This is a genomic window from Stutzerimonas stutzeri (genome assembly GCF_000219605.1).
GTDB classification, from domain to species: domain Bacteria; phylum Pseudomonadota; class Gammaproteobacteria; order Pseudomonadales; family Pseudomonadaceae; genus Stutzerimonas; species Stutzerimonas stutzeri.
This window is the reverse complement of sequence record NC_015740.1, coordinates 4019007-4040229: the sequence shown is the minus strand read 5'-3', so window position 1 is coordinate 4040229 and position 21223 is coordinate 4019007. Positions and strand designations below refer to the sequence as shown.

Here is a 21223-nt window from a genome sequence, read left to right as displayed (position 1 = left end):
CCTTTTCATTGCTGCACCGGGGTGTCAGGCAGGTTGCCCCATTCGGCCCAGGAACCGGCATAGCCCTTGACGCGGGGATAGCCCAGCGCCTTGGCCAGCAGGTAGGTGAAGCCGGAGCGGTGGTGAGTCTGGCAGTGGGTGACGATTTCCTTGTCCGGAACGATGCCCAGTGCCAGCAGGCGCTCGGCGATGTCTTCGCGGATGCGCAACGCGCGGGCGGGGTCCATGGCGGCGGTCCACTCGAAATTGACCGCCCCGGGGATATGGCCTCCGCGGGCGGCGAAGAGCTTCTCGCCGCGGTATTCGGCCGGCGAGCGGGCGTCCCAGATCACCAGGTCGTCGGCGCCGAGGCGGCTCTCGATGTAGCGGCGGGTGGCGGTCGGGGCGTCGTCCACGACCAGGTGCGGTGTACCGGTCGCCGCTTCGGGTATCTCCCGGCTCAGCGGACGGGCTTCGTCCAGCCAGGCATGCAGCCCGCCGTTGAGATAGTGGTAGTGCCGGTGGCCGATCACGTCGAGCAACCAGATGAAGCGTCCGGCCCAGCCGCCGCCTTCGTCGTCGTACACCACGTACACCGCATCGGGGCGATGGCCCAGCGCGCCGAACACCCGTTCCAGCTGCGCCTGTTCGGGCAGCAGGCCTGGTGCGGGCGGTCGGCCCAGTTGGGTCTGTTTGGGGTCGACGAAGCGGGCGCCCGGCAGGTGGCCTTCGGCATAGCGGGCAGCACTGGTCAGATCGACCAGGATCAGCTCGGGCGCATCGAGGCGGGTGGCTAGATCGGCGGGCTCGATCACCAGTGGCAGATTGGAAAAGGCGGACACGGCAGGCCTCGACTAGTCGTTGAAGGGGCGAAGTCTAGCGAAAAAGCTCAGCCCCCGCGCCTGCCGAACAGACTCAAAGCGCGCTCGATGCATTGTGATGTTTTAGCGAATGTTTGCACGCTGGCGTCGGACAGCGGCGCGCCGTTCTGATCGGCCACGACCAGCATCAATACCCGGCCGTCGACGCCCAGCGAGCGCAGTAGCAGGTGTTCGCCGGCGAACAGTGCCTTGAGGCCGCCGGGCAGCAGCGCGGAAAACTGTGCCATGTTGGCCGGCTGCAGACGCAGCTGGGCCGGTTTTTCCAGCAGGCGACGCACGACCTGGCTCTGCTCCGGTGCAAGCGTCAACCGTGCGGCATCGCCGGGCAGGCCGACGCATTGCTGGGCGACGAGGCGGTTCTGCTTGCGATCCACCAGCAATACCAGCGAGCGTTGCATGCCGGCGCTGGTCAGGGCCTGGCTGGCGGTGGCGGTCAGCTGCAGCACGTTGCTGAACGGGCTGGGTTCGGCAAGCAGGCGGCGGCAGTGCTCGCGCCATTCGGTCAGATCGGCCGTCGGTGCAGATGTGGCCGCGGACACTTCGCGCAACACCTGGAAGCGGCTGCCACTCGGCCACAGCAACCCTTGGGCGGGGTGCCAGAGATCGGTCGCGCCGAAATCGCGGGCGCTGATGACCGCCTGCTGGTGCACCATCTGCTGCAATTCCCCCAGCGGGACCTGCAGATACAGCCCGGCCAGACGTTGCCAGCGCAGGCTGTGGATGCCGCTCCAGCTGTGGTGCGCCGACAGCGCCAGGCCGTTGGCCAGTACGATGGTGTTGCTCGGCAGCGTCAGCCAGCGCCGCAATTCCGGATCGGCGTCGAGCATCTGCTGCTGGTGCAGCGGGTGCTCGTTGTCGTGGGCAATGTGCAGCGCCTTGATCAGCCTGCGCCGGTCGGCGCCCAGCAGGCGGTAGCCCTGAATGATCCAGTCCGGCAGGCGCCAGTGCTCAGCGAGCGCGAGGCACAGTTCCAGCAGGGAAACGCCGAGCAGTTCGCGCTCGACGCGGCTGGCCGGTTCGCCCTTGACCAGCACTCGCTGCTCCCAGGCGTCCAGCAGAAGCGGATAGGCGCCGACCAGCGCCCAGGCCGGGGCGAGAAACAGCAGGCTGCCCCAGTGGATGTCCTGCCACAGCCGTGCGAGGCGGGCGGCGAACAGCCCGTTGGCCTGCTGGCTGGCATGCCGGCTGATCAGCACCACCTGACGCAGCGGCCGCGGCATGTCCTGGGCCTCCATCGCCGGTATGCGAGCCAGCAGCGCCTCGGCGCGTTGCAGGCCGATGCGGCTGAGCGCGACCTCGAGGCTTTCCGCTGGCTGGCCATCGCCGATGCCGCGATTGGCTTCCTGAATGAAGCGCAGCGCCAGCACCGGGCTGTCCTGAATCAGCTCGGCAATCTGCCGCATCGACTTGCTGGCGTCGCGCAGCGCCAGGCGCACCTTGCCATGAACGGCGGCGAAGGCGGGCAGGGGAGCGTCATCGAGTGCCTTGATCCAGGCAGGTAGCGTACGGGGCAGCGGGGGTGTGGTGGTCATGGCCGAACTAGCTTTTCATCGGGATGGCCTTTAGTCTGGCGCAAAAGTTCCGATAACCAGAACAATTCTTCCAACATTCCTTCTGCAAGGCCGTACGGCGGGGTTTTGCGGCAGTTGTTGCCGCAGTCCGAACGGCTCGTAATCAGGTTCCAGACGTACCTCCTATGGTCAAAATCATCGGCATCATCGTCGTGTTCGCCAGCGTGCTGGGCGGGTTCGTACTATCCGGCGGCAAGATCGGCGCGCTCATCCATCCCTTCGAGGTGATGATCATCGGCGGCGCGGCGCTGGGTGGCTTCCTGCAGGCCAACCCGGGCAGCACCACCATGATCGTCTTCAAGAAGTCGCTGAAGATGTTCAGCACGCGCTTCACCCACGCCTATTACCTGGAAGTGCTCAGCCTGCTCTACGCGATTCTGAACAAGAGCCGCCGTGAAGGCATGATGGCCATCGAGGCTGACCTCGAGGACCCGGCCGCGAGCCCGCTGTTCAGCAAGTACCCGGGCTTCCTGCAGGACGAGCGGATGACCGCCTTCACCTGCGACTACCTGCGCATCATGTCTTCCGGCAACATGGCGCCCCATGAGCTGGAAGGCCTGTTCGACATGGAGCTGACCAGCCTGAAGGAGGAACTCGATCATCCGGCCCACGCGGTCAGCAAGGTGGCCGACGGCCTGCCGGCGATGGGTATCGTCGCGGCGGTGCTGGGTATCGTGATCACCATGTCCATCCTCGCTGAGGCGGACAACGCGATGATCGGCTACAAGGTGGGGTCGGCGCTGGTGGGTACCTTCCTCGGTATTCTCGCCTCCTACGGCTTCTTCGGCCCGCTGGCGGCGGCGCTGGAGCACGATGCCAAGGAGGAGCTGAACGTATATGAGGCGATCAAGGCGACTCTGGTGGCCTCGGCGTCCGGCATGCCGCCGAGCCTGGCCGTCGAGTTCGGCCGTAAGGTTCTCTATCCGGCGCACCGCCCGAGCTTCTCCGAGCTCGAGCAAGCCATGCGTGGCAGCTAAGGTTCGCCATGGACAATACCCAACCGATCATCGTCAAGCGGGTCAAGAAGGTCGCTGGCGGTCATCACGGTGGCGCCTGGAAGATCGCCTTCGCCGACTTCGCCACGGCGATGACGGCGTTCTTCCTGGTGATGTGGCTGATGAGTTCGGCCACGCCGGAACAGAAGAAGCTGATCTCCGGCTACTTTCAGGACCCCATCGGGTTCACCGAAAGCGCCAGCCCCCATGTCATCGATCTGGGCGGCACGCCGACGCCTTCGCCGGACCGCACCCTCAATCCCGAGCTGGAGCCGGCGCAGAGCGAGGCGCAGATCGACGCCCAGCAGGCCGAGACGTTCGCCGAGCAGATCGAGCGCGAGCGGCTGGAGTTGCTGCTGCAGGAACTGCAGAACAAGGTCGACGAGAACCCCGAGCTGCAGAAGTTCAAGGACCAGATCCTCTTCGAGATCACCCAGGACGGCCTGCGCATCCAGATCATGGATGCCGAGAACCGACCGATGTTCGCCCTCGGCAGCGCCCAGCTACAGCCTTACTTCGAGGACATCCTGCTGGCGCTGGTGGACACCATCGCCGCGGTGCCGAACAAGATCAGCATCAGCGGGCACACCGACGCCAAGCCGTTTTCCGGGCGTGGTGACTTCGGCAACTGGGAGCTGTCGGCCAGCCGCGCCAACGCGGCCCGGCGAACGCTGGTGTACGGTGGCTATCCGGAAGAGCAGATCGCGCGGGTGGTCGGCTACGCATCCTCTGCGCTGTTCGATCGCAAGGACCCGTTCAATCCGGTGAACCGTCGCATCGATATCCTTGTGCTGACCAAGAAGGCGCAGCGCTCCATCGAGGGCGAGCAGCCCGATGTGTCGCAGAAGTCCGATGCCGGCGAGGCGGCTCAGCCGCCAGCAAGCGGCGGTGGCGGTGGCGCGCCGGCGCTCAATGAGCCGTTGCAGCCGCAACAGCTGCGCGAGCGGCTGAACATCTTCGAGGATGGCGTGCTGAAGTTCAGTGAGCCCGGTGCGCGCTGATCAGCCCGCTTATCAGTAGTCCGATTCCGGCAGGCTGCTGAGGATGTGCCGGTAGCTGGCCATGCGTTGCGGCTGGATGCGGCCGTCTTCCAGCGCCTTGAGCAGTGCGCAGCCCGGTTCGCGATCATGCTTGCAATCGCGGAAGCGACAGTGGCCGAGCAGCTCCTGGAATTCGATGAAGCCCGCTTCCACATCGGCGCGGCTGACGTGGCCGAGGCCGAATTCGCGAATGCCGGGTGAGTCGATCAGCTCGCCGCCACCGGGGAAGTGGAACAGTCGCGCGGTGGTGGTCGTGTGCGTACCCTTGCCGGTCATTTCCGACAGCGCGCCGACGCGGGTGTCCACGCCCGGCAACAGGCTGTTGACCAGCGACGACTTGCCCACCCCGGATTGCCCGACGAACACGCTGACATGGCCGTCCAGGCGCGCCTTCAGCTCATCCATGCCGGCGCCGCCATGGGCCGAGACCTCCAGCAGCGGATAATCCAGTTGGCGGTACACGTCCAGGAGCCGGTTCAGCGCCACCTCGTTGTGTTCGTCGATCAGGTCGGCCTTGTTCAGCAGCAGCAGCGGTGCGATGCCCGCGTGCTCGGCGGCGATGAGATAGCGGTCGATCAGGTTGGCGTGCGGCTCGGGGAGCGGGGCGAAGACAATGACGATCAGGTCGACATTGGCCGCCACGGGCTTGAGCTGACCGCGCATGTCCGGCCGGCACAGCTCCGAATGCCGCGGCAGCTGCGCGACGATGACGCCGATGCCCTGGTTGCCCGGGCGCCAGACCACGCGGTCGCCGGTGACCAGTGCCGGCAGGTTGGCCCGCAAGTGGCAGCGGAACACCTGCCCGCTGTGTTCGCCCTCCAGTGCCTCGACCTCGACCTGTACGCCGAAATGCGCGATGACCAGCCCGGTCTGTTCCGGGCCCAGGTCGCCGCCCTCCAGCTCCTCGAGGGCACGGCTCTCGCGACGCGCGGCACGGGCGGCGCGCTCTTCCTGGATCTTCTCGATGCGCCAGCTTTGCCGGCGGTTGAGTTGGCGTTTGGCCATGGGTTGGGGCTGTCTCGGAGTTTTGGTCGGCGAGTCTAGCATGCCGAACCCGGCGGGCTGCGGCCTGTATGGCGCGTCGGTAGGCGGCTAGACTGGGTGACCCTGGTTAGATGATTGCCGGCCATGTCCGTCACCACGCTCACTCGTTTGCCCGTCCTGCGCGCACTGCTGGCCCAGCTGCTGGCGCTGCCGCTCGTCTGGCTGCTGTCGCTCGGCCTGGTCTGGAGCTTTGCCGTGCGCCCGGGACTGCTCCTCGCGGCGTTCGCGCAGGGCGCCCTGGCCGCACTGATCGGGGCGCGGCTCGGCCTGTCGGTCTGGTGGCTGCCGATCAACCTGCTGTTCGTGCCCGGTCTGCTGCTGTTCCGCGATCTGGACGTGCCGGCATGGGCGCCGCTGAGCGGCTTCGCGCTGCTCTTGCTGCTCAACTGGAACGCCTTCGGCGAGCGGGTGCCGCTCTACCTGACCGGCTCGCAGACCGAGCGCCGTTTGCGCGCGCGGCTGGCGGTGTTGCCGACGGATTTTCGCCTCATCGATCTGGGCAGTGGGCTGGCCGGTACCCTGGTGCGGCTGGCGCGGGCATATCCGGCGGCGCGCTTCGTCGGGGTGGAAACCGCGCCGCTGACCTTCGCCCTGTCCTGGCTGCGCTGCCTGCCGCGGCGCAACTGCCAGGTCCACCCGCTCAGCCTGTGGCGCGTCGACCTCGGCGAATACGATGTCGTCTACTGTTTCCTGTCACCGGCGCCCATGGCGGCGCTGTGGGAAAAGGCGCGGGCGGAAATGCGCCCCGGTGCGATGCTGATCAGCAACAGTTTCGCAGTGCCCGGCGTGGAACCGGCCGAGGTGCTGTCGATCGACGACTGGCGCGGTTCACGTTTGCTGATCTGGTACCCGGCCGGCCCGCCACCTGACGGCACCGGCACGAGCGGCTAAACTGCGCCGCACAGCCAAGGAGCCCCTCATGCAGAACCCGCAGAACCTGATCTGGATCGACCTGGAAATGACCGGTCTGGATCCGGACAACGACGTCATCATCGAGATGGCCACCATCGTCACCGACAGCCAGCTCAACGTGCTGGCCGAGGGACCGGTCATCGCCGTGCACCAGAGCGACGAAGTCCTCGCCCGCATGGATGAGTGGAACACTCGCCAGCACGGCGGTTCGGGGCTGACCCAGCGTGTGCGCGAGAGCCGGATTTCCACGGCGGAGGCCGAGCGCCTGACCCTGGAATTCCTTGAGCAGTGGGTGCCCAAGGGCAAGTCGCCGATCTGTGGCAACAGCATCTGCCAGGACCGTCGTTTCCTCTACCGGCAGATGCCGACGCTGGAAGCCTACTTCCACTACCGTAATCTGGATGTCTCGACGCTCAAGGAACTGGCAGCACGCTGGGCGCCGCAGATCATGGAAGGTTTCAAGAAGGGCGGTACCCACCTGGCGCTGGACGACATCCGCGACTCCATCGCCGAGCTGCGTCATTACCGCGAGCATTTCATCAAGGTCTGATAGAGCCGCTTCGGCGGCTAGCCACAAGCCGCAGAAAAAGCCAGATGGGCGTAGCGTCGATGTGAGAAACGACATCCACGCTACGCTGCTTGCAGCTTCCCGCCTGTTATTTCCCCAACTTGCGCAGTTCGTCCGACTCGACGATGCGCACGCCATCGCCTTCCTCCAGCGCCAGGCGCCAGAGCGCCCGCGCCAGGGTGCAGGCTTCGATCCCGTGGTACTTGCCTGGCAAGAGCTGCGACAGCGGCGCGGCGATGCGTTCGCTCAGGCGCATTTCCAGACGCGGGCCGAGCAGTTGCGACGGGCGCGCGATGGTCAGCTGCGGCCAGTCCTGCTGCTGCAGCGCCGCTTCCATCTCGCCCTTGACCTTGAGGTAGAAGATCGAGCTGTCCGGGTTGGCACCGAGCGAGCTGATCACCAGCAGATGCCGGGCCCCCATTTCCTTGGCGCGGCGGGCGAATGCCAGCACCAGGTCATGATCGATGGCGCGGAAGGCCTCCTGGCTGCCGGCCTGCTTGAGCGTGCTGCCCAGGCAGCAGAAGGCCGTGTCGATCGTGCCGCTCAGCGTCGGCAGCAGCGCCGGCAGCTCGCCGACCGGGTTTTCCAGGCGCTGATGCGCGGCCAGCGGCTTGCGCGTCGGCGCCAGCACGCGTTCGACGGTGGGTTCGTTGAGCAGTCGATCGAGCAGGTGCTCGCCAGTGAGTCCGGTGGCGCCGGCAAGCAGAATGCGCTGTGGCGTCAAATACATGGTTGTGCTCCTGTGGCGATCATTGGGCGGCGCGCCGCTGCTGCAGTTCCTGCCAGCGTTGGACGACCGGTTCAGGTGCCCATAATTGCGGTTCCGATGCCTGATAGTCGTCGGCCTGCTCGCGTTCGGCAACCTTTGCCGAAGCGAGCGTGAAGGCCTGCACGATATCGTCGGTTTCCTGCAGGGCTTCGGCGAACAGCGCGCGGCCGAAGTAGGTGAAGTCGCTCTGTTCCGAGCAGCCGAACGACACGCGGTCGGCGCGCGCGGCGGTCATGATCAGGGTCTGCTGGTTCTTCAGCGGCTCGATGAAGCCGCCGGAATAGCAGGCAGAGATCACCACCACCGCCTTGCGCCCGGCCAGCGGAGCGAGCAGTCCGGCAAGGTCGCGGGCAGGCAGATCGTCCAGGCTCAGACGCGGCTGGCTCAGCACCAGTTCGTGTTCGGCCGAGCCGTGACTGGTGAAGTAGAGGAAGATCAGGTCTTCCTCGCCGCTGCGCTCGGCCAGGGCACGGATGGCACGTGCCAGGTTCTCCCGGGTCGCCAGTGGGCGGTCGGCCAGGTGGTCGCGATGGTTGACCAGGCTGAGCTGGCCGTGGGCATCGAAACGTTCGGCCAGCAGCCGTTGCACGTAGTCCGCTTCGCGCATGAACACGCTCTGGCGACCATCGCCGGCGAGCGTCAGCGTATAGAGTTCCGCCGCCGGCGTGGACGGCGGCAGGGCGTCGATGGCCCTGCCGAGCAGGTCGCCCTGCTCCAGCAAGGCGATCTCCAGCGGATCGGGCAGGGCACGGCCCTGTTCGTCGCGTACGCGTCGGTCGTTGCGCCAGGTGCCGCGCATTTCGCTGCCGTCGGCAGCGGTCAGCACGCCTTCACCGTCGAAGCGTCCGAGGCGAAAGCCGCCGGTATAGAAGCTGCCGTCGGCGCGATCGAGGCGGCCCTGGCCGTGATAGCGCCAGCCGCGGAACTGGCCGACGTAGCGGCTGCCATCGCTGGCGATGTGGCTGCCGGTACCATTGAGCTCGCCACGGACGAAGGTGCCGCTCCAGAGGTTGCCGTCGAGATCCTCGTAGCGGCCCTGGCCATGGAACTGGTCATTCTCGAACTCGCCGCTGTAGCGCTCGCCCTGGCCGGTCACGTAGCTGCCGGCGCCGTTCAGGCTACCGGCGCTGAAGTGGCCGCTGAGCTCGCCGTCGGCGTCGCGGCGGATGCCCGGCCCCTCCGGCTGACCCTGGCTGAACTGGCCGCGATGGCTGAGGCCGTCGGCATAGTCCAGGCGGCCCATGCCGTGGTAGAGGTTGTTGCGAAACTCGCCTTCGTAGACGGTGCCGTCCTGGCTGAAGCGACCGTGACCGTGCATGCGGCCGGCATGGAATTCACCCTGATAGACGCCGCCTTCGGCGTAGCTGAAACGGCCGAGGCCGTCGAACAGGCCGTGCTTGAACTCGCCCTCGTAGCGATCGCCGGTGGCGCCGTTCCAGGTGCCGAAGCCGTGCCATTGGCCGTCCTTGAACTCGCCGAAGTAGTAGCTGCCGTTCGGGTAGTCGATACGTCCGCTGCCCTGCAGCAGGCCGTCGACGATCTCCCCGCGGTAGCGGCCGCCGTCGGGCAGCACCGCATCGGCAGGGGTGAATGGCTCGCCCTCACCGCAGGCGGTGAGCAGGCCGATCAACAGCAGGGGAACGAGGCGCAGCATGCGGGCATCCGCTCAGGCAGGAGGCCCGCAGTATGCCGCAAACCCAACGGCCTGCGACATCCGCGCAGGCGCGCTGCTCAGAGGATGCACAGGGCCAGCGTTTCGGCGATGTAGGCCGGTTTCTCCGAGCCTTCGATCTCCATCACTGCGCGGGCCTTGAGCAGCCACTGGCCGGGATTCTTCTCGTGGGCATCGATCAGCGTCAGCCCCAGCCGAACCCGCGAGCCAACGCGCACCGGCTGAATGAAACGCAGGCTGTCCAGGCCATAGTTGACCCCCATGCGCGTGCCCTCGGGCACGACCAGCAGGTCTCCGGAGAGCATCGGCAGCAGTGAGAGCGAGAGGAAACCGTGGGCGATGGTGCCGCCGAAGGGTGTCTGGGCGGCCTTCTCGGGGTCGACATGGATGAACTGGTGGTCGCCGGTACAGTCGGCGAACCGATCCACGCGCTGCTGATCGATGGTCAGCCATTCGGAATGGCCCAGTTCCTTGCCGATGTAGTCCTTGAGTTGCGCGACGGGTACCTGTGGCATGTGTCCTCCGGATTGTTCTTGTGATCCAGCATGGAAGGCTGTAGGGAGCGGCACGCGCCGAAGCGCGTCCTGGCACCGGGCTAGATCAGCACGGCGCGCAGCCCTGGCAAACCAGCATCGGCAGTGCGAATGGGCCGTCATAGCGCAGCGCGGGCGCCTGTGCGCGTTGCCCCTTATACTGTCGCCATTTTGCGGGAGGCTCCCATGCTGCTCAGAGGCCTGACCTGGCTGGTCGCGTTCCAGCTGCTCGGCACCGTTCTCAACGTGTTGCTGCTGCCCATGCTGCCGGGACCCATCATCGGCATGGTGCTGCTGTTCGCCGGCCTGCTGGCGCGCGGCCGCGCCAGCGAATCGCTGCAGCTGGCGGCAAGTAGCCTGCTGCGCTACCTGCCGTTGCTGCTGGTGCCGCCGGCAGTCGGCGTGATGGCTTATACCGAGGCGATTCTCGACGACTTCTGGGCCATCGTCGGTGTGCTGGTGATTTCGTTGCTGATCTCGCTGGTTTTCACCGGCTGGCTGATGCAGGCACTGATCCGGCGCAAACAGCGCCGCCAGGAGGGCGCATGATGGAATTGCACTGGCACGCGGCCTGGCAGGCGCTCATTCATCATCCACTGTTCGGCGTCGGCATCACCCTGACGGCATTCCAGCTGGCGTTCGCCGCCTACGAGAAGACGCGCTGGGTGTTCCTGCAGCCGGTGCTGGTATCGATGCTGCTTGTGGTCGGCATTCTGCTGCTGTGCGGCATCGACTATGCGGAGTACCGCATCAGCGCCCAGTGGCTGACGCTGCTTCTGGGGCCGGCCACCGTGGCCCTGGCCGTGCCGCTGTACCTGAACCTGCGGCGCATCCGCGAGCTGTTCGGGCCGATTGTGATCACCCTGCTCGTCGCCGGTGTGTTCGCCACGGCGTTGGGCATGGCGCTGGCCTGGGCGTTCGGCGCGGACGAGATGATCCTGATGACCCTGGCGCCCAAGTCGGTGACCTCGCCGATCGCCATGCTGGTGGCCGAGCAGATCGGCGGCGTGGTGGCGCTGGCAGCGGTGTTCGTGATGATCACCGGCGTGCTCGGCGCGATTCTCGGTCCGGAACTGTTGCGCCGGTTTGGCGTTCAGCATCCTGCGGCCCGCGGCATTGCGCTGGGGCTGACCGCCCACGCCGTGGGTACCGCGCAGGCGCTGCAGGAAAGCGACGAATGCGGTGCCTTCGCGGCGCTGGCCATGAGCCTGATGGGGGTGATGACGGCGGTACTGCTGCCGCTGGCGGTCGCCCTGCTGCTGTGATGGAGTCCGCATGAAGTTGCCGTTGTTTCCGCTGGATACCGTGCTGTTCCCCGGTTGCATGCTTGATCTGCAGATATTCGAGGCGCGCTACCTCGACATGGTCAGCCAGTGCCTCAAGGCCGGCCACGGCTTCGGTGTCGTGCATATCCTCGACGGCAGTGAGGTCGGCGCGGCGCCGGCGTCCTTCGCGCGCGTCGGCTGCGAAGCGCTGATTCGCGACTGGCAGCAACTGCCCAATGGTCTGCTCGGCATCCGGGTCGAGGGTGGGCGCCGCTTCGATGTCCAGACCTTCGAGGTGCTGCGCGATCAGCTGACCGTCGCTCAGGTCGCCTGGCGCAACGAGGGCGATGCCCTGCCGCTGGCGGACGAACACGCCGACCTGCTGGTGCTGCTCGAGGCGCTCGGTCAGCACCCCATGGTGAAGACTCTGGGGCTCGGCGGCCCGGTGCGCGATCAGGCCGCGCTGGCCAGCCAGCTGGCCTATCTGCTGCCGTTCGAGGCCCGGCAGAAGGTCGAGCTGCTTGGGCTGGATGACCCGGAGCTGCAACTGGCGCAGATTCAGAACCTGCTCGAGCAGCTGCAGGAAGGCGCGTAGCGGTGGAGCCGTCGTACTACTGATAGCGATACATCTGCATCGCCGTCGGTAGCGCCCAGACGCTGAACGCACCGAGCAGGCCCAGGCAGGCCGGCAGGATCAGCCACCACACCTTGGCCGGCAGCGCCGCCATCGGTGCGCGCCATTGCACCAGGGTCAGGCTGAGTGCGCAGATGCTCGCCGCGAGCAATGCGCCGGCGGTGACGTCGGTCATCCAGTGCACCCCCAGGTAAACCCGCGAAAGCGCTATCGCCGTGGCCGGCAGGCTGGCCAGCACCAGCCAGGCCAGGCGCAGGCGCGGCGGCTGATCGCGGCCGGCGAGTACGCCCAGGGTGAGAAAAAAGGCGAACGCGGCCGAACTGTGCCCGCTGGGAAAGCTGTAGCTGCTCAGCGGCTCCATCAGCACCTCCGGCCTGACACGGGCGAAGGAGGCCTTGAGTGCGCCGTTGGCCATGGCCGTGCCCAGCAAGGTAAGGATGGAAAAGATCGCGGCACGCCACTGGCGCAGGACCAGGAGCAGCACGCACAGCAATACGCCGGCCCAGAGCTGGGTCTGGAAGTCGCCCACGCGTGTGATCAGCACCATGACCCGATCGAGTGTGATGCTGCGTTCGCCCTGGATCACCGCAAGCAGCCCTTCGTCGAGCTCCTTGAGGTGCGGCCAGCCCAGAAACAGTCCGAGCAGGATCGCGATGCTCAGGCCGGTCGCCAGTGCAGTGACCCAGCGCAGCTGGCGCAGACTGCCGAAGGCAGTGGTGGCGATCAGCGTCAGCAACGCGCCGACGACCACCGCCGCCTCGCTCCAGAAACCTTCCTCCAGCGGCAGACGCATGGCCGCGCCAGCGCTCCAGCCGGGCAGCAGATAGGCCATCGACCAGCCGGCGGCGGCGCACAGGCTGACCAGCAGAAAGCGCCCGAACGGCATGTCGAGCATGCCGGCGGTCATCGGCAGCATCGGCCGCAGCGGGCCGATGAAGCGACCGACCAGCAGGCTGGCAACGCCGTAGCGCTGGAAGTAATGCTCGGCACGTAGCAGCCACTCGGGATGGTCGCGCAGGCCGCGCAGGCTGCGGATGCCCTGGTGATAACGGCGGCCCAGGGCGTAGGACAGCAGGTCGCCGAGCAGCCCGCCGATGAAGCCCAGCACCAGGGTTTCGCCCAGGGTCAGCACGCCGTTGCCGGCCAGCACCGCGATGGCGAAGACCATCACCGTCCCCGGCACGATCAGCCCGACTACCGCCAGGCACTCCATGCAGGCGACGATCACGAGCGCCAGCCCCAGCCATTGGGGGTTGGCGGCCAGCCATTGGGTAAGGGTTTCGAGCCATTGGCCCATGCCGGTTTCCTTGAAGCAAGACCGCCTTTCGACCCGGCCAGAGGGCGCGGGGTTTCCTCGGCAAAGCATACTCGCCGGGACTGCCATGCGTACGCTGCCGTCGCGGCGGACGAATGCCGTGCGCCACCGCATGCCTTTCGCCGGGCGCCGCTGTGCGCGGGCGCGCAGCGTGGCTATAATCAGCCGCTTTCCCTTCAGTCAGGCCAGCTAGATCCATGACCGAGTCCGTACTCGACTACATGACCCGCCTGGGCCGCGCCGCGCGCGAGGCCTCGCGGGTGCTCGCGCGCGCCAGCACGGCGCAGAAGAACCGCGCCTTGCAGGCCGCCGCCGCGGCGCTCGATGCCGCTCGCGACGAACTGGTGCGGGCCAATGAGCTGGACCTGGCCGGCGGTCGTGCCAATGGCCTGGACGCCGCCATGCTCGATCGTCTGGCGCTGACGCCAAAGGTGATCGACGGCATGATCGAGGGCCTGTGCCAGGTCGCCACGCTGCCTGATCCGATCGGCGCGATTCGCGACATGCGTTACATGCCATCCGGCATCCAGGTCGGCAAGATGCGGGTACCGCTGGGCGTGGTGGGCATCATCTACGAATCGCGGCCCAACGTGACCATCGACGCGGCCAGCCTGTGCCTGAAGTCGGGCAACGCGACCATCCTGCGCGGCGGCTCCGAGGCGATCCATTCCAATCAGGCGATTGCCCGCTGCATCCAGCTCGGCCTCGCCGAAGCCGGTCTGCCGGCTGCTGCCGTGCAGGTCGTGGATACCACCGACCGCGCCGCAGTCGGCGCGCTGATCAGCATGCCGGACTATGTCGACGTGATCGTGCCGCGTGGTGGCAAGGGCCTGATCGAGCGCATCAGCCGCGACGCCCGGATTCCGGTGATCAAGCACCTGGACGGCATTTGCCACGTCTATGTCGACGTTGCGGCGGATGTGGACAAGGCCATCCGCATCGCCGACAACGCCAAGACCCAGCGCTTCGCGCCGTGCAACACCATGGAAACGCTGTTGGTGCACCAGGGCATCGCCGAGCAGGTGCTGCCGCCGCTGGCCGCCATCTACCGCGACAAGGGCGTCGAGCTGCGGGGCTGCCCGCGCACGCGCGCGCTGCTCGGCAACGAAGTGCTGGCGGCCAGCGAAGAGGACTGGTCTACCGAGTACAACGCGCCGATCCTGTCGATCCGCATGCTCGACTCGCTGGACGAGGCCATCGAACACATCAATCGTTACGGCTCGCAGCACACTGATGCGATCGTCACCGAGAACTTCACCGATGCCCGCCGCTTCCTCACCGAGGTGGATTCGGCGTCCGTGATGATCAATGCCTCGACCCGCTTCGCCGATGGGTTCGAGTACGGGCTGGGCGCGGAGATCGGCATCTCCACCGACAAACTGCACGCCCGCGGTCCGGTCGGCCTGGAAGGGCTGACCAGCGAGAAGTACGTGGTCTTCGGCGACGGTCACGTCCGTACCTGATGAATCACGCAGGCGGCGCCCGGCGCATCGGCATACTTGGTGGCACCTTCGATCCGGTGCACATCGGTCACCTGCGCGGCGCGCTGGAAGTGGCCGAGATGTTCGGGCTCGACGAGCTGCGGCTGATTCCCAATGCGCGGCCGCCGCACCGCGATACGCCCAACTGCTCGGCGCAGGATCGCCTGGCAATGGTCCGCCTGGCGGTGCAGGATCTGCCGCCGCTGTGCGTCGATGCCCGCGAGCTGGAGCGGGACAAGCCGTCCTACACCATCGATACGCTGATGTCGCTGCGCGCCGAACTGGCGGCGGATGACCAGTTGCTGCTGGTGGTGGGCTGGGATGCCTTCTGCGGGCTGCCGACCTGGCATCGCTGGGAGGAGCTGCTCGATTACTGCCACATCCTCGTGCTGCAGCGACCGGATGCCGGTAGCGAGGCACCGCAGGAACTGCGTGATCTGCTGGCCGCGCGCAGCGTGCCGGACCCGCAGGCGCTCAGCGGCGGCAGCGGACAGATCGCCTTCGTCTGGCAGACACCCTTGGAAGTGTCCGCCACGCAGATTCGCCAATTGCTGGCCAGCGGCAAGTCGGTCCGATTCCTGGTTCCCGATGCCGTACTGGCTTATATCAACGCGCACGGACTGTACCGGGCGTCGAACTGAGGTTGTTTTCACGTTATGCAAACTGAAGCTTTGGTCCAGCTGGCGGTCGCCGCCCTGGAAGATCTGAAAGGCCAGGACATCACCACCATCGATGTCCAGGGCAAGACCAGCGTCACCGACTACATGATCATCGCCAGCGGCAGCTCCAGCCGGCACGTCAAATCGCTGGCCGAGAACGTGCTGGAAAAGGCCAAGGAGCAGGGTGTACGCCCGCTCGGCAGCGAAGGGCTGGACGGCGGCGAGTGGGCGCTGCTCGACCTCGGCGATGTGGTCGTCCACGTGATGCAGGTGCCGACTCGCCAGTTCTACGACCTCGAGCGCCTGTGGCAGGGCGCCGAGCAGAGCCGCGCGCAGCACGCCCACGACCCGGAGTAAACCGTGCGGATCAAGCTGGTCGCGGTCGGCTCGAAGATGCCGCGCTGGGTCGAGGACGGCTGGCAGGAATACGTCAAACGCCTGCCGTCCGAGCTGCCGCTGGAGCTGCACGAAATCCCGCTCAACACCCGTGGCAAGAACGCTGACGTGGCACGGTTGATTCGCCAGGAAGGCGAGGCCATGCTGGGCAAGGTCCAGCCGGGCGAGCGTATCGTCACGCTCGAGGTGCACGGCAAACCCTGGAGCACCGAGCAGCTGGCCGCGGAACTCGAACGCTGGCGGCTCGATGCTCGCAACGTCAACCTCATGGTGGGCGGCCCGGAAGGGCTGGCACCTGAGGTCTGTGCACGCAGCGAGCAGCGCTGGTCGCTGTCGCCGCTGACCCTGCCGCACCCGCTGGTACGAATCCTGATCGGCGAACAGATCTATCGCGCCTGGACGTTGCTGTCCGGTCACCCCTATCACAAGTAGTACGCGAACGCCTTCGATATGCCGCAACCGATTCAGCTCAAGGATCATGAAAAGGACGCCGTGCTGGTGCGCCAACGCGTGATCGTGGGCCTCGTTTTCGTGCTGCTGCTGATCGGTGTGCTGGTGGCGCGCATGTACTACCTGCAGGTCGTGCAGTTCGAGCACCACTCGACGCTGTCGGAGAACAACCGCGTTCACGTGCAGCCGATCCCGCCCAACCGCGGGCTGATCTTCGACCGCCAGGGGCGGGTCATCGCCGACAACCGCCCGAGCTTCAGTCTGACCGTCACCCGCGAGCGCGCTGGCGACTGGCGGGTCGTGCTCGACGCGGTGGTGGAGATTCTGGAGCTGGGCGAGGAGGAGCGCGGGCTGTTCGAGAAGCGCGTGCTGCAGGGGCGGCGGCCGTTCGAGCCGGTACCGATCATGTACGAGCTGTCCGAGGAACAGATCGCCCGTATCGCGGTGAACCAGTTCCGTCTGCCGGGCATCGAGGTGGCGGCGCAGCTGGTCCGTCATTATCCGCAGGGGCCGCATTTCGCCCATTCGGTAGGCTACGTCGGGCGGATCAACGAGCAGGAGGTCAAGCAGCTCGACCCGGTCAACTATGCCGGCACGCACCACATCGGCAAGACCGGCATCGAGAAGTTCTACGAGGACGAGCTGCACGGCCAGGTCGGCTACGAGGAAGTCGAGACCAACGCCCGCGGACGGGTCCTGCGGGTGCTCAAGCGGACCGATCCGATACCCGGCAAGGACATCACCCTGTCCCTCGATCTGGATCTGCAGGAAGCCGCCGAGGAGGCGCTGGGCGGGCGCCGTGGTGCGATCGTCGCGCTGCTGCCGGACACCGGCGAGGTGGTGGCGATGGTCAGCCAGCCAAGCTTCAACCCCAACCTGTTCGTCACTGGTATCAGCTTCAAGGACTATGGCGAGCTGCGCGACTCCATCGACCGGCCGCTGTACAACCGCGTGCTGCGCGGGCTGTATCCGCCGGGCTCGACCATCAAGCCGATGATGGCGGTGGCCGGCCTCGATGCCGGGGTGATCACGCCCACCAGCCGGGTCTTCGACCCGGGCTTCTTCCAGCTGCCCAACGTGCAGCACAAGTACCGCAACTGGAATCGCAGCGGCGACGGCTGGGTCGATCTCGACCTGGCCATTGCCCGTTCCAACGACACCTATTTCTACGACATGGCGCACAAGCTGGGCGTCGATCGCATGTACGACTACATGACCCGCTTCGGTCTTGGCCAGCGCGTGTCGCTGGACATGTACGAGGAAACCGCCGGGCTGATGCCGTCGCGTGACTGGAAGCGGGCGCGTTATCGCCAGCCCTGGTATCCCGGCGAGACGGTCATTCTCGGCATCGGTCAGGGTTACATGCAGGCCACGCCACTGCAGCTGGCTCAGGCCACGGCGCTGATGGCGACCCGCGGCAAGTGGATTCGCCCACACCTGGCGCGCAGCATCGGTGGCGAGCCGCCGGTGGATCCGGAACCGCTGCCGGATATCCAGCTGCGCGATCCGCGCTTCTGGGATTACGCGACCCACGGCATGGAGCAGGTACTGCACGGCGCCCGGGGTACGGCGCGGAAGGTCGGCGAAAGCTCGGTCTATCGCATCGCCGGCAAGAGCGGTACTGCACAGGTCGTGGCGATCCGCCAGGGCGAGAAATACGACAGTGCCAAGCTGGCCGAGCGCCATCGCGACCATGCCCTGTTCGTTGCCTTTGCCCCGGTGCATGACCCGAAGATCGCGGTGGCGGTGATGGTGGAGAACGGCGAGTCCGGTTCCGGCGTCGCCGCACCGGTGGCCAAGCAGGTGATGGATGCCTGGCTGCTCGACGAGGAGGGCAAGCTCAAGGCCGAGTTCGCGCCGCCGCTGACTGCCGAAGGGAAGAAGCCATGAGCGGCAATTTCGACCGTACCCTGTCCCGCGAGGACGTGTTGCGCCGCCGCGCCAGCCTGTTGCAGCGCCTGCATATCGACGGGCTGCTGCTGGTGCTGCTGCTGGTACTGGCCGCCGGCAGCCTGTTCATCCTCTATTCGGCCAGTGGCAAGAACTGGGATCTGGTCATCAAGCAGGCCACCTCCTTCGGACTCGGCCTCGGCGCCATGCTGGTGATCGCCCAGTTCGAGCCGCGGTTCATGGCGCGCTGGGTGCCGCTGGGCTATCTCGGCGTCGTGGCGTTGCTGGTCGCGGTCGAGGTGGCCGGACACACGGCGATGGGGGCGACGCGCTGGATCAACATCCCCGGCGTGATTCGTTTCCAGCCGTCGGAATTCATGAAGATCATCATGCCGATGACGATCGCCTGGTACCTGTCCTCGCGCAGCCTGCCGCCCAGCATCAAGCACACCGCGATCAGCCTGTCACTGATCTTGGTGCCCTTCGTGCTGATCCTGAAGCAGCCCGATCTGGGTACCGCGTTGCTGATCCTGGCTTCCGGCGCCTTTGTGCTGTTCATCGGGGGGTTGCGCTGGCGCTGGATCATCGGTGCGGTGACGGCGGTGGTGCCGATCGCCGTGGCAATGTGGTACTTCGTGTTGCGCGACTACCAGAAGCAGCGGGTGCTGACCTTCCTCGATCCGGAAAGCGATCCGCTGGGCACCGGCTGGAACATCATCCAGTCGAAGGCGGCGATCGGTTCGGGTGGGGTGTTCGGCAAGGGCTGGCTGGCCGGCACCCAGTCGCACCTGGATTTTTTGCCGGAAAGCCATACTGACTTTATCATCGCCGTGCTCGCCGAAGAGTTCGGTCTGGTCGGAGTCTGCCTGCTCCTGCTGGTGTATATCCTGCTGATCACCCGCGGCCTGGTGATCACCGTGCAGGCCCAGACGCTGTTCGGAAAACTGCTGGCCGGTGCGTTGACGATGACCTTCTTTGTTTACGTTTTCGTCAATATCGGTATGGTCAGTGGGCTGTTGCCGGTGGTGGGGGTGCCTTTGCCCTTCATCAGTTACGGTGGAACTTCATTGGTGACCCTGCTGTCAGGGTTCGGGGTTTTGATGTCGATCCACACCCATCGCAAGTGGATCGCACAGGTTTGACGAGAGTGACTTTGTTGACTTCATTACGGCGGGGCTGGGTGGCACGGATGCTGGGTAGCGTAGGCTTGGCCGGCGCTGTGCTGGGGAGCGTGCCGCTGCAGGCCGCGGATTACACCGGCGCCAACGTGGACGAGTTCATCGCGGAGATGACCCGCGACTACGGTTTCGCCAGCGAACAGCTGCGTGATCTGTTCAAGCAGGCCGAGCGCAAGCAGGCCATTCTCGACGCCATTTCGCGGCCGGCCGAGCGGGTCAAGCCGTGGAAGGAATATCGGCCGATCTTCCTCACCGACTCGCGCGTCGCCCAGGGTGTCGACTTCTGGCGCGAGAACGAGGCGGCGCTGTCCCGTGCCGAAGCCGAGTACGGCGTGCCGGCCGAAATCATCGTGGCGATCATCGGCGTGGAAACCTTCTATGGTCGCAACACCGGCAGCCATCGCGTGATCGATGCGTTATCGACCCTGGGCTTCGACTACCCGCCGCGTCAGCCCTTCTTCCGCCAGCAGCTCAAGGAATTCCTGCTGCTGACCCGCGAGGAGCAGGTCGACCCGCTGACTCTCAAGGGCTCCTATGCCGGGGCCATGGGCCTGCCGCAGTTCATGCCGAGCAGCTTCCGCGCCTATGCCGTGGACTTCGATGGTGACGGCCACATCGACATCTGGAACAACCCCACCGACGCCATCGGCAGCGCCGCGAGCTATTTCAAGCAGCATGGCTGGGCCGCCGGTGAACCTGTAGTGGCACGGGCGAAGGTCTCTGGCGAGCGCTTCGAGGAAGGCCTGACCGTCGGCCTCGAGTCGCAGAAGAACGCCGGAGAAATGCGCGCCCTTGGCTGGCAGTTCGACAAGTCGGTGGCAGACCAGACCGCCGTGACCGCTTTCCGCCTGGAAGGCGCCGAGGGCGACGAATATTGGCTGGGCCTGCCCAACTTCTATGTGATCACCCGCTATAACCGCAGCGTGATGTACGCCATGGCCGTACATCAGCTGTCCCAGCTGCTGGCTGACGCGCGAGGCGAACAATGAGCCCTCTCTGGACAAGACTGGTCGCCTTGGGCGTGACGGGAGCCCTGCTGGCAAGCTGCTCCTCGACCCCGGCGCCGAGCACCACGCCGAGCAAGAGCACCACCAGTAGCGGCGCTGGCGATTACGCGCGGCCGCACAAGGATGGCGCGCCCTGGTGGGACGTGGACGTCTCGCAGATCCCGGACGCCGTGCCGATGCCGCATTACGGACCGTACAAGGCCAACCCCTATACGGTGCTGGGCAAGACCTACTTCCCCATCAGCGATGGCCATCGTTACTCGGCCACCGGGACGGCATCCTGGTACGGCACCAAGTTCCACGGGCAGCCCACTGCCAATGGCGAGAAGTACGACCTCTACGGCATGAGCGCGGCGCACAAGACCCTGCCGCTGCCCACCTACGTCAAGGTCACCAATCTGGATAACGGACGCACCGTGACGTTGCGCGTCAACGACCGCGGCCCGTTCTATTCCGACCGGATCATCGACCTGTCCTTCGCCGCGGCGAAGAAACTGGGGTTCGCCGAGACCGGCACGGCGCGGGTCAAGGTCGAGGGCATCGATCCGCAGCAGTGGTGGGCGGCGCAGGGGCGCCCCGTTCCGGCGATGATGGCGCAGCCGCAGATGGCGGCGAGCAAGCCGGCCACCAGCATCGCCCAGCCGATCGAACAGTACACCCCGCCGCCGCAGCAGCACGCTGCGGCGACGGTGCCGCTGGAAATCGACGCAAAAAAAAACGCTTCGCCCGCAGCCTCTGGCCTGTTTCTCCAGGTTGGCGCCTTCGCCAATCCGGATGCGGCACAGCTGCTCAAGGACAAGCTGAGCGGCGTGGTGTCTGCACCGGTGTTCATCAGCTCGGTGGTACACAACCAGCAGACCCTGCACCGGGTGCGGCTGGGGCCCATCGACACGCCGGATGAGGCCGTGCAGCTCGAGCAGAGCGTTCGCCTGGCCAACCTCGGGCAGCCGCGGCGGGTCGCGGCCGACTGAGCCTTTGCAATCC

Annotated in this window: 22 protein-coding genes; 15 read left to right on the top strand and 7 right to left on the bottom strand. The window is 66.2% G+C overall.

What is annotated here, in order from left to right; all coding sequences use genetic code 11:
* Positions 1–5 precede the first annotated feature (5 nt).
* Complete coding sequence (locus PSTAB_RS18650) at positions 6–821, bottom strand: rhodanese-like domain-containing protein (protein WP_013984188.1); 816 nt, start codon at positions 819–821, stop codon at positions 6–8.
* A gap of 47 nt (positions 822–868) precedes the next feature.
* Positions 869–2392, bottom strand: a complete 1524-nt coding sequence (locus tag PSTAB_RS18645) for an HDOD domain-containing protein (RefSeq protein WP_013984187.1) — start codon at positions 2390–2392, stop codon at positions 869–871.
* 164 nt (positions 2393–2556) lie between these two features.
* Here PSTAB_RS18645 and motA point away from each other — a divergent pair, with 164 nt between their 5' ends.
* Positions 2557–3408, top strand: coding sequence for a flagellar motor stator protein MotA (gene motA, locus PSTAB_RS18640; protein WP_013984186.1), 852 nt, complete (start codon positions 2557–2559; stop codon positions 3406–3408).
* Positions 3409–3416: 8 nt separating this feature from the next.
* Complete coding sequence (gene motB / locus PSTAB_RS18635; protein ID WP_013984185.1) at positions 3417–4427, top strand: flagellar motor protein MotB; 1011 nt, start codon at positions 3417–3419, stop codon at positions 4425–4427.
* Positions 4428–4439: 12 nt separating this feature from the next.
* Here the strand turns inward: motB and rsgA are convergent, their stop codons facing one another.
* Positions 4440–5471 (bottom strand): small ribosomal subunit biogenesis GTPase RsgA, encoded by a 1032-nt coding sequence (rsgA, locus tag PSTAB_RS18630; protein ID WP_013984184.1) that lies wholly within the window; start codon positions 5469–5471, stop codon positions 4440–4442.
* Positions 5472–5594: 123 nt separating this feature from the next.
* Between rsgA and PSTAB_RS18625 the strand changes: the two genes are divergently transcribed.
* Together PSTAB_RS18625 and orn are read left to right on the top strand one after the other, a co-directional pair.
* Positions 5595–6401, top strand: a complete 807-nt coding sequence (locus tag PSTAB_RS18625; RefSeq protein ID WP_013984183.1) for a class I SAM-dependent methyltransferase — start codon at positions 5595–5597, stop codon at positions 6399–6401.
* A 28-nt stretch (positions 6402–6429) separates the two neighbouring features.
* On the top strand, positions 6430–6972 hold the full coding sequence (gene orn / locus PSTAB_RS18620; protein ID WP_011914801.1) for an oligoribonuclease: 543 nt from the start codon (positions 6430–6432) through the stop codon (positions 6970–6972).
* Between the two features lie 106 nt (positions 6973–7078).
* Here the strand turns inward: orn and PSTAB_RS18615 are convergent, their stop codons facing one another.
* From PSTAB_RS18615 to PSTAB_RS18605, 3 genes are all read right to left on the bottom strand, one after another.
* Positions 7079–7720, bottom strand: a complete 642-nt coding sequence (locus tag PSTAB_RS18615) for an oxidoreductase (RefSeq protein ID WP_013984182.1) — start codon at positions 7718–7720, stop codon at positions 7079–7081.
* 19 nt (positions 7721–7739) lie between these two features.
* Positions 7740–9413 (bottom strand): C13 family peptidase, encoded by a 1674-nt coding sequence (locus tag PSTAB_RS18610; protein ID WP_013984181.1) that lies wholly within the window; start codon positions 9411–9413, stop codon positions 7740–7742.
* A gap of 77 nt (positions 9414–9490) precedes the next feature.
* Positions 9491–9946, bottom strand: a complete 456-nt coding sequence (locus PSTAB_RS18605; RefSeq protein WP_013984180.1) for a MaoC family dehydratase — start codon at positions 9944–9946, stop codon at positions 9491–9493.
* A 204-nt stretch (positions 9947–10150) separates the two neighbouring features.
* Here PSTAB_RS18605 and PSTAB_RS18600 point away from each other — a divergent pair, with 204 nt between their 5' ends.
* The 3 genes from PSTAB_RS18600 to PSTAB_RS18590 are packed head-to-tail and all read left to right on the top strand — an operon-like array spanning position 10151 to position 11824.
* A complete protein-coding gene (locus PSTAB_RS18600; protein WP_011914797.1) occupies positions 10151–10513 on the top strand; it encodes a CidA/LrgA family protein in 363 nt (120 codons plus the stop codon).
* A 5-nt stretch (positions 10514–10518) separates the two neighbouring features.
* Positions 10519–11229 (top strand): LrgB family protein, encoded by a 711-nt coding sequence (locus tag PSTAB_RS18595; protein WP_026006669.1) that lies wholly within the window; start codon positions 10519–10521, stop codon positions 11227–11229.
* A gap of 10 nt (positions 11230–11239) precedes the next feature.
* Positions 11240–11824: an LON peptidase substrate-binding domain-containing protein gene (locus tag PSTAB_RS18590; protein WP_013984178.1), complete on the top strand. Its 585-nt coding sequence runs from the start codon at positions 11240–11242 to the stop codon at positions 11822–11824.
* Between the two features lie 16 nt (positions 11825–11840).
* Here PSTAB_RS18590 and PSTAB_RS18585 read toward each other — a convergent pair whose 3' ends face one another.
* The gene (locus PSTAB_RS18585) at positions 11841–13160 is read right to left on the bottom strand and encodes a bifunctional DedA family/phosphatase PAP2 family protein (protein WP_013984177.1); all 1320 of its coding nucleotides are present in this window, start codon (positions 13158–13160) and stop codon (positions 11841–11843) included.
* A gap of 215 nt (positions 13161–13375) precedes the next feature.
* Here PSTAB_RS18585 and PSTAB_RS18580 point away from each other — a divergent pair, with 215 nt between their 5' ends.
* Genes PSTAB_RS18580 through PSTAB_RS18545 form a run of 8 tightly spaced genes read left to right on the top strand, consistent with a single transcriptional unit; the run spans position 13376 to position 21210 of the window.
* Complete coding sequence (locus PSTAB_RS18580) at positions 13376–14641, top strand: glutamate-5-semialdehyde dehydrogenase (protein ID WP_013984175.1); 1266 nt, start codon at positions 13376–13378, stop codon at positions 14639–14641.
* Positions 14641–15300 carry a nicotinate-nucleotide adenylyltransferase gene (nadD, locus tag PSTAB_RS18575; protein ID WP_013984174.1) on the top strand — a complete coding sequence of 220 codons (660 nt, stop codon included), beginning with the start codon at positions 14641–14643 and terminating at the stop codon, positions 15298–15300. The genes PSTAB_RS18580 and nadD overlap by 1 nt, the downstream gene beginning before the upstream one ends.
* Positions 15301–15315: 15 nt before the next feature.
* Positions 15316–15675: a ribosome silencing factor gene (gene rsfS / locus PSTAB_RS18570; protein WP_011914791.1), complete on the top strand. Its 360-nt coding sequence runs from the start codon at positions 15316–15318 to the stop codon at positions 15673–15675.
* A gap of 3 nt (positions 15676–15678) precedes the next feature.
* Positions 15679–16146, top strand: a complete 468-nt coding sequence (rlmH, locus tag PSTAB_RS18565) for a 23S rRNA (pseudouridine(1915)-N(3))-methyltransferase RlmH (protein WP_011914790.1) — start codon at positions 15679–15681, stop codon at positions 16144–16146.
* An 18-nt stretch (positions 16147–16164) separates the two neighbouring features.
* The gene (mrdA, locus tag PSTAB_RS18560; protein WP_011914789.1) at positions 16165–18054 is read left to right on the top strand and encodes a penicillin-binding protein 2; all 1890 of its coding nucleotides are present in this window, start codon (positions 16165–16167) and stop codon (positions 18052–18054) included.
* Positions 18051–19196: a rod shape-determining protein RodA gene (gene rodA, locus PSTAB_RS18555; RefSeq protein ID WP_011914788.1), complete on the top strand. Its 1146-nt coding sequence runs from the start codon at positions 18051–18053 to the stop codon at positions 19194–19196. Before mrdA ends, rodA begins: the two co-directional genes overlap by 4 nt.
* A 47-nt stretch (positions 19197–19243) precedes the next feature.
* Positions 19244–20221, top strand: a complete 978-nt coding sequence (mltB, locus tag PSTAB_RS18550) for a lytic murein transglycosylase B (protein WP_011914787.1) — start codon at positions 19244–19246, stop codon at positions 20219–20221.
* Positions 20218–21210 carry a septal ring lytic transglycosylase RlpA family protein gene (locus tag PSTAB_RS18545; RefSeq protein ID WP_013984172.1) on the top strand — a complete coding sequence of 331 codons (993 nt, stop codon included), beginning with the start codon at positions 20218–20220 and terminating at the stop codon, positions 21208–21210. The genes mltB and PSTAB_RS18545 overlap by 4 nt, the downstream gene beginning before the upstream one ends.
* Positions 21211–21223: the final 13 nt, after the last annotated feature.

Coding starts and splice junctions, on each gene's coding strand:
- PSTAB_RS18645 (WP_013984187.1), bottom strand. CDS start 2,392: ATGACCACCACACCCCCGCTGCCCCGTACGCTACCTGCCTGGATCAAG.
- motA (WP_013984186.1), top strand. CDS start 2,557: ATGGTCAAAATCATCGGCATCATCGTCGTGTTCGCCAGCGTGCTGGGC.
- motB (WP_013984185.1), top strand. CDS start 3,417: ATGGACAATACCCAACCGATCATCGTCAAGCGGGTCAAGAAGGTCGCT.
- rsgA (WP_013984184.1), bottom strand. CDS start 5,471: ATGGCCAAACGCCAACTCAACCGCCGGCAAAGCTGGCGCATCGAGAAG.
- PSTAB_RS18625 (WP_013984183.1), top strand. CDS start 5,595: ATGTCCGTCACCACGCTCACTCGTTTGCCCGTCCTGCGCGCACTGCTG.
- orn (WP_011914801.1), top strand. CDS start 6,430: ATGCAGAACCCGCAGAACCTGATCTGGATCGACCTGGAAATGACCGGT.
- PSTAB_RS18615 (WP_013984182.1), bottom strand. CDS start 7,720: ATGTATTTGACGCCACAGCGCATTCTGCTTGCCGGCGCCACCGGACTC.
- PSTAB_RS18610 (WP_013984181.1), bottom strand. CDS start 9,413: ATGCTGCGCCTCGTTCCCCTGCTGTTGATCGGCCTGCTCACCGCCTGC.
- PSTAB_RS18605 (WP_013984180.1), bottom strand. CDS start 9,946: ATGCCACAGGTACCCGTCGCGCAACTCAAGGACTACATCGGCAAGGAA.
- PSTAB_RS18600 (WP_011914797.1), top strand. CDS start 10,151: ATGCTGCTCAGAGGCCTGACCTGGCTGGTCGCGTTCCAGCTGCTCGGC.
- PSTAB_RS18590 (WP_013984178.1), top strand. CDS start 11,240: ATGAAGTTGCCGTTGTTTCCGCTGGATACCGTGCTGTTCCCCGGTTGC.
- PSTAB_RS18585 (WP_013984177.1), bottom strand. CDS start 13,160: ATGGGCCAATGGCTCGAAACCCTTACCCAATGGCTGGCCGCCAACCCC.
- PSTAB_RS18580 (WP_013984175.1), top strand. CDS start 13,376: ATGACCGAGTCCGTACTCGACTACATGACCCGCCTGGGCCGCGCCGCG.
- nadD (WP_013984174.1), top strand. CDS start 14,641: ATGAATCACGCAGGCGGCGCCCGGCGCATCGGCATACTTGGTGGCACC.
- rsfS (WP_011914791.1), top strand. CDS start 15,316: ATGCAAACTGAAGCTTTGGTCCAGCTGGCGGTCGCCGCCCTGGAAGAT.
- mrdA (WP_011914789.1), top strand. CDS start 16,165: ATGCCGCAACCGATTCAGCTCAAGGATCATGAAAAGGACGCCGTGCTG.
- rodA (WP_011914788.1), top strand. CDS start 18,051: ATGAGCGGCAATTTCGACCGTACCCTGTCCCGCGAGGACGTGTTGCGC.
- mltB (WP_011914787.1), top strand. CDS start 19,244: ATGCTGGGTAGCGTAGGCTTGGCCGGCGCTGTGCTGGGGAGCGTGCCG.
- PSTAB_RS18545 (WP_013984172.1), top strand. CDS start 20,218: ATGAGCCCTCTCTGGACAAGACTGGTCGCCTTGGGCGTGACGGGAGCC.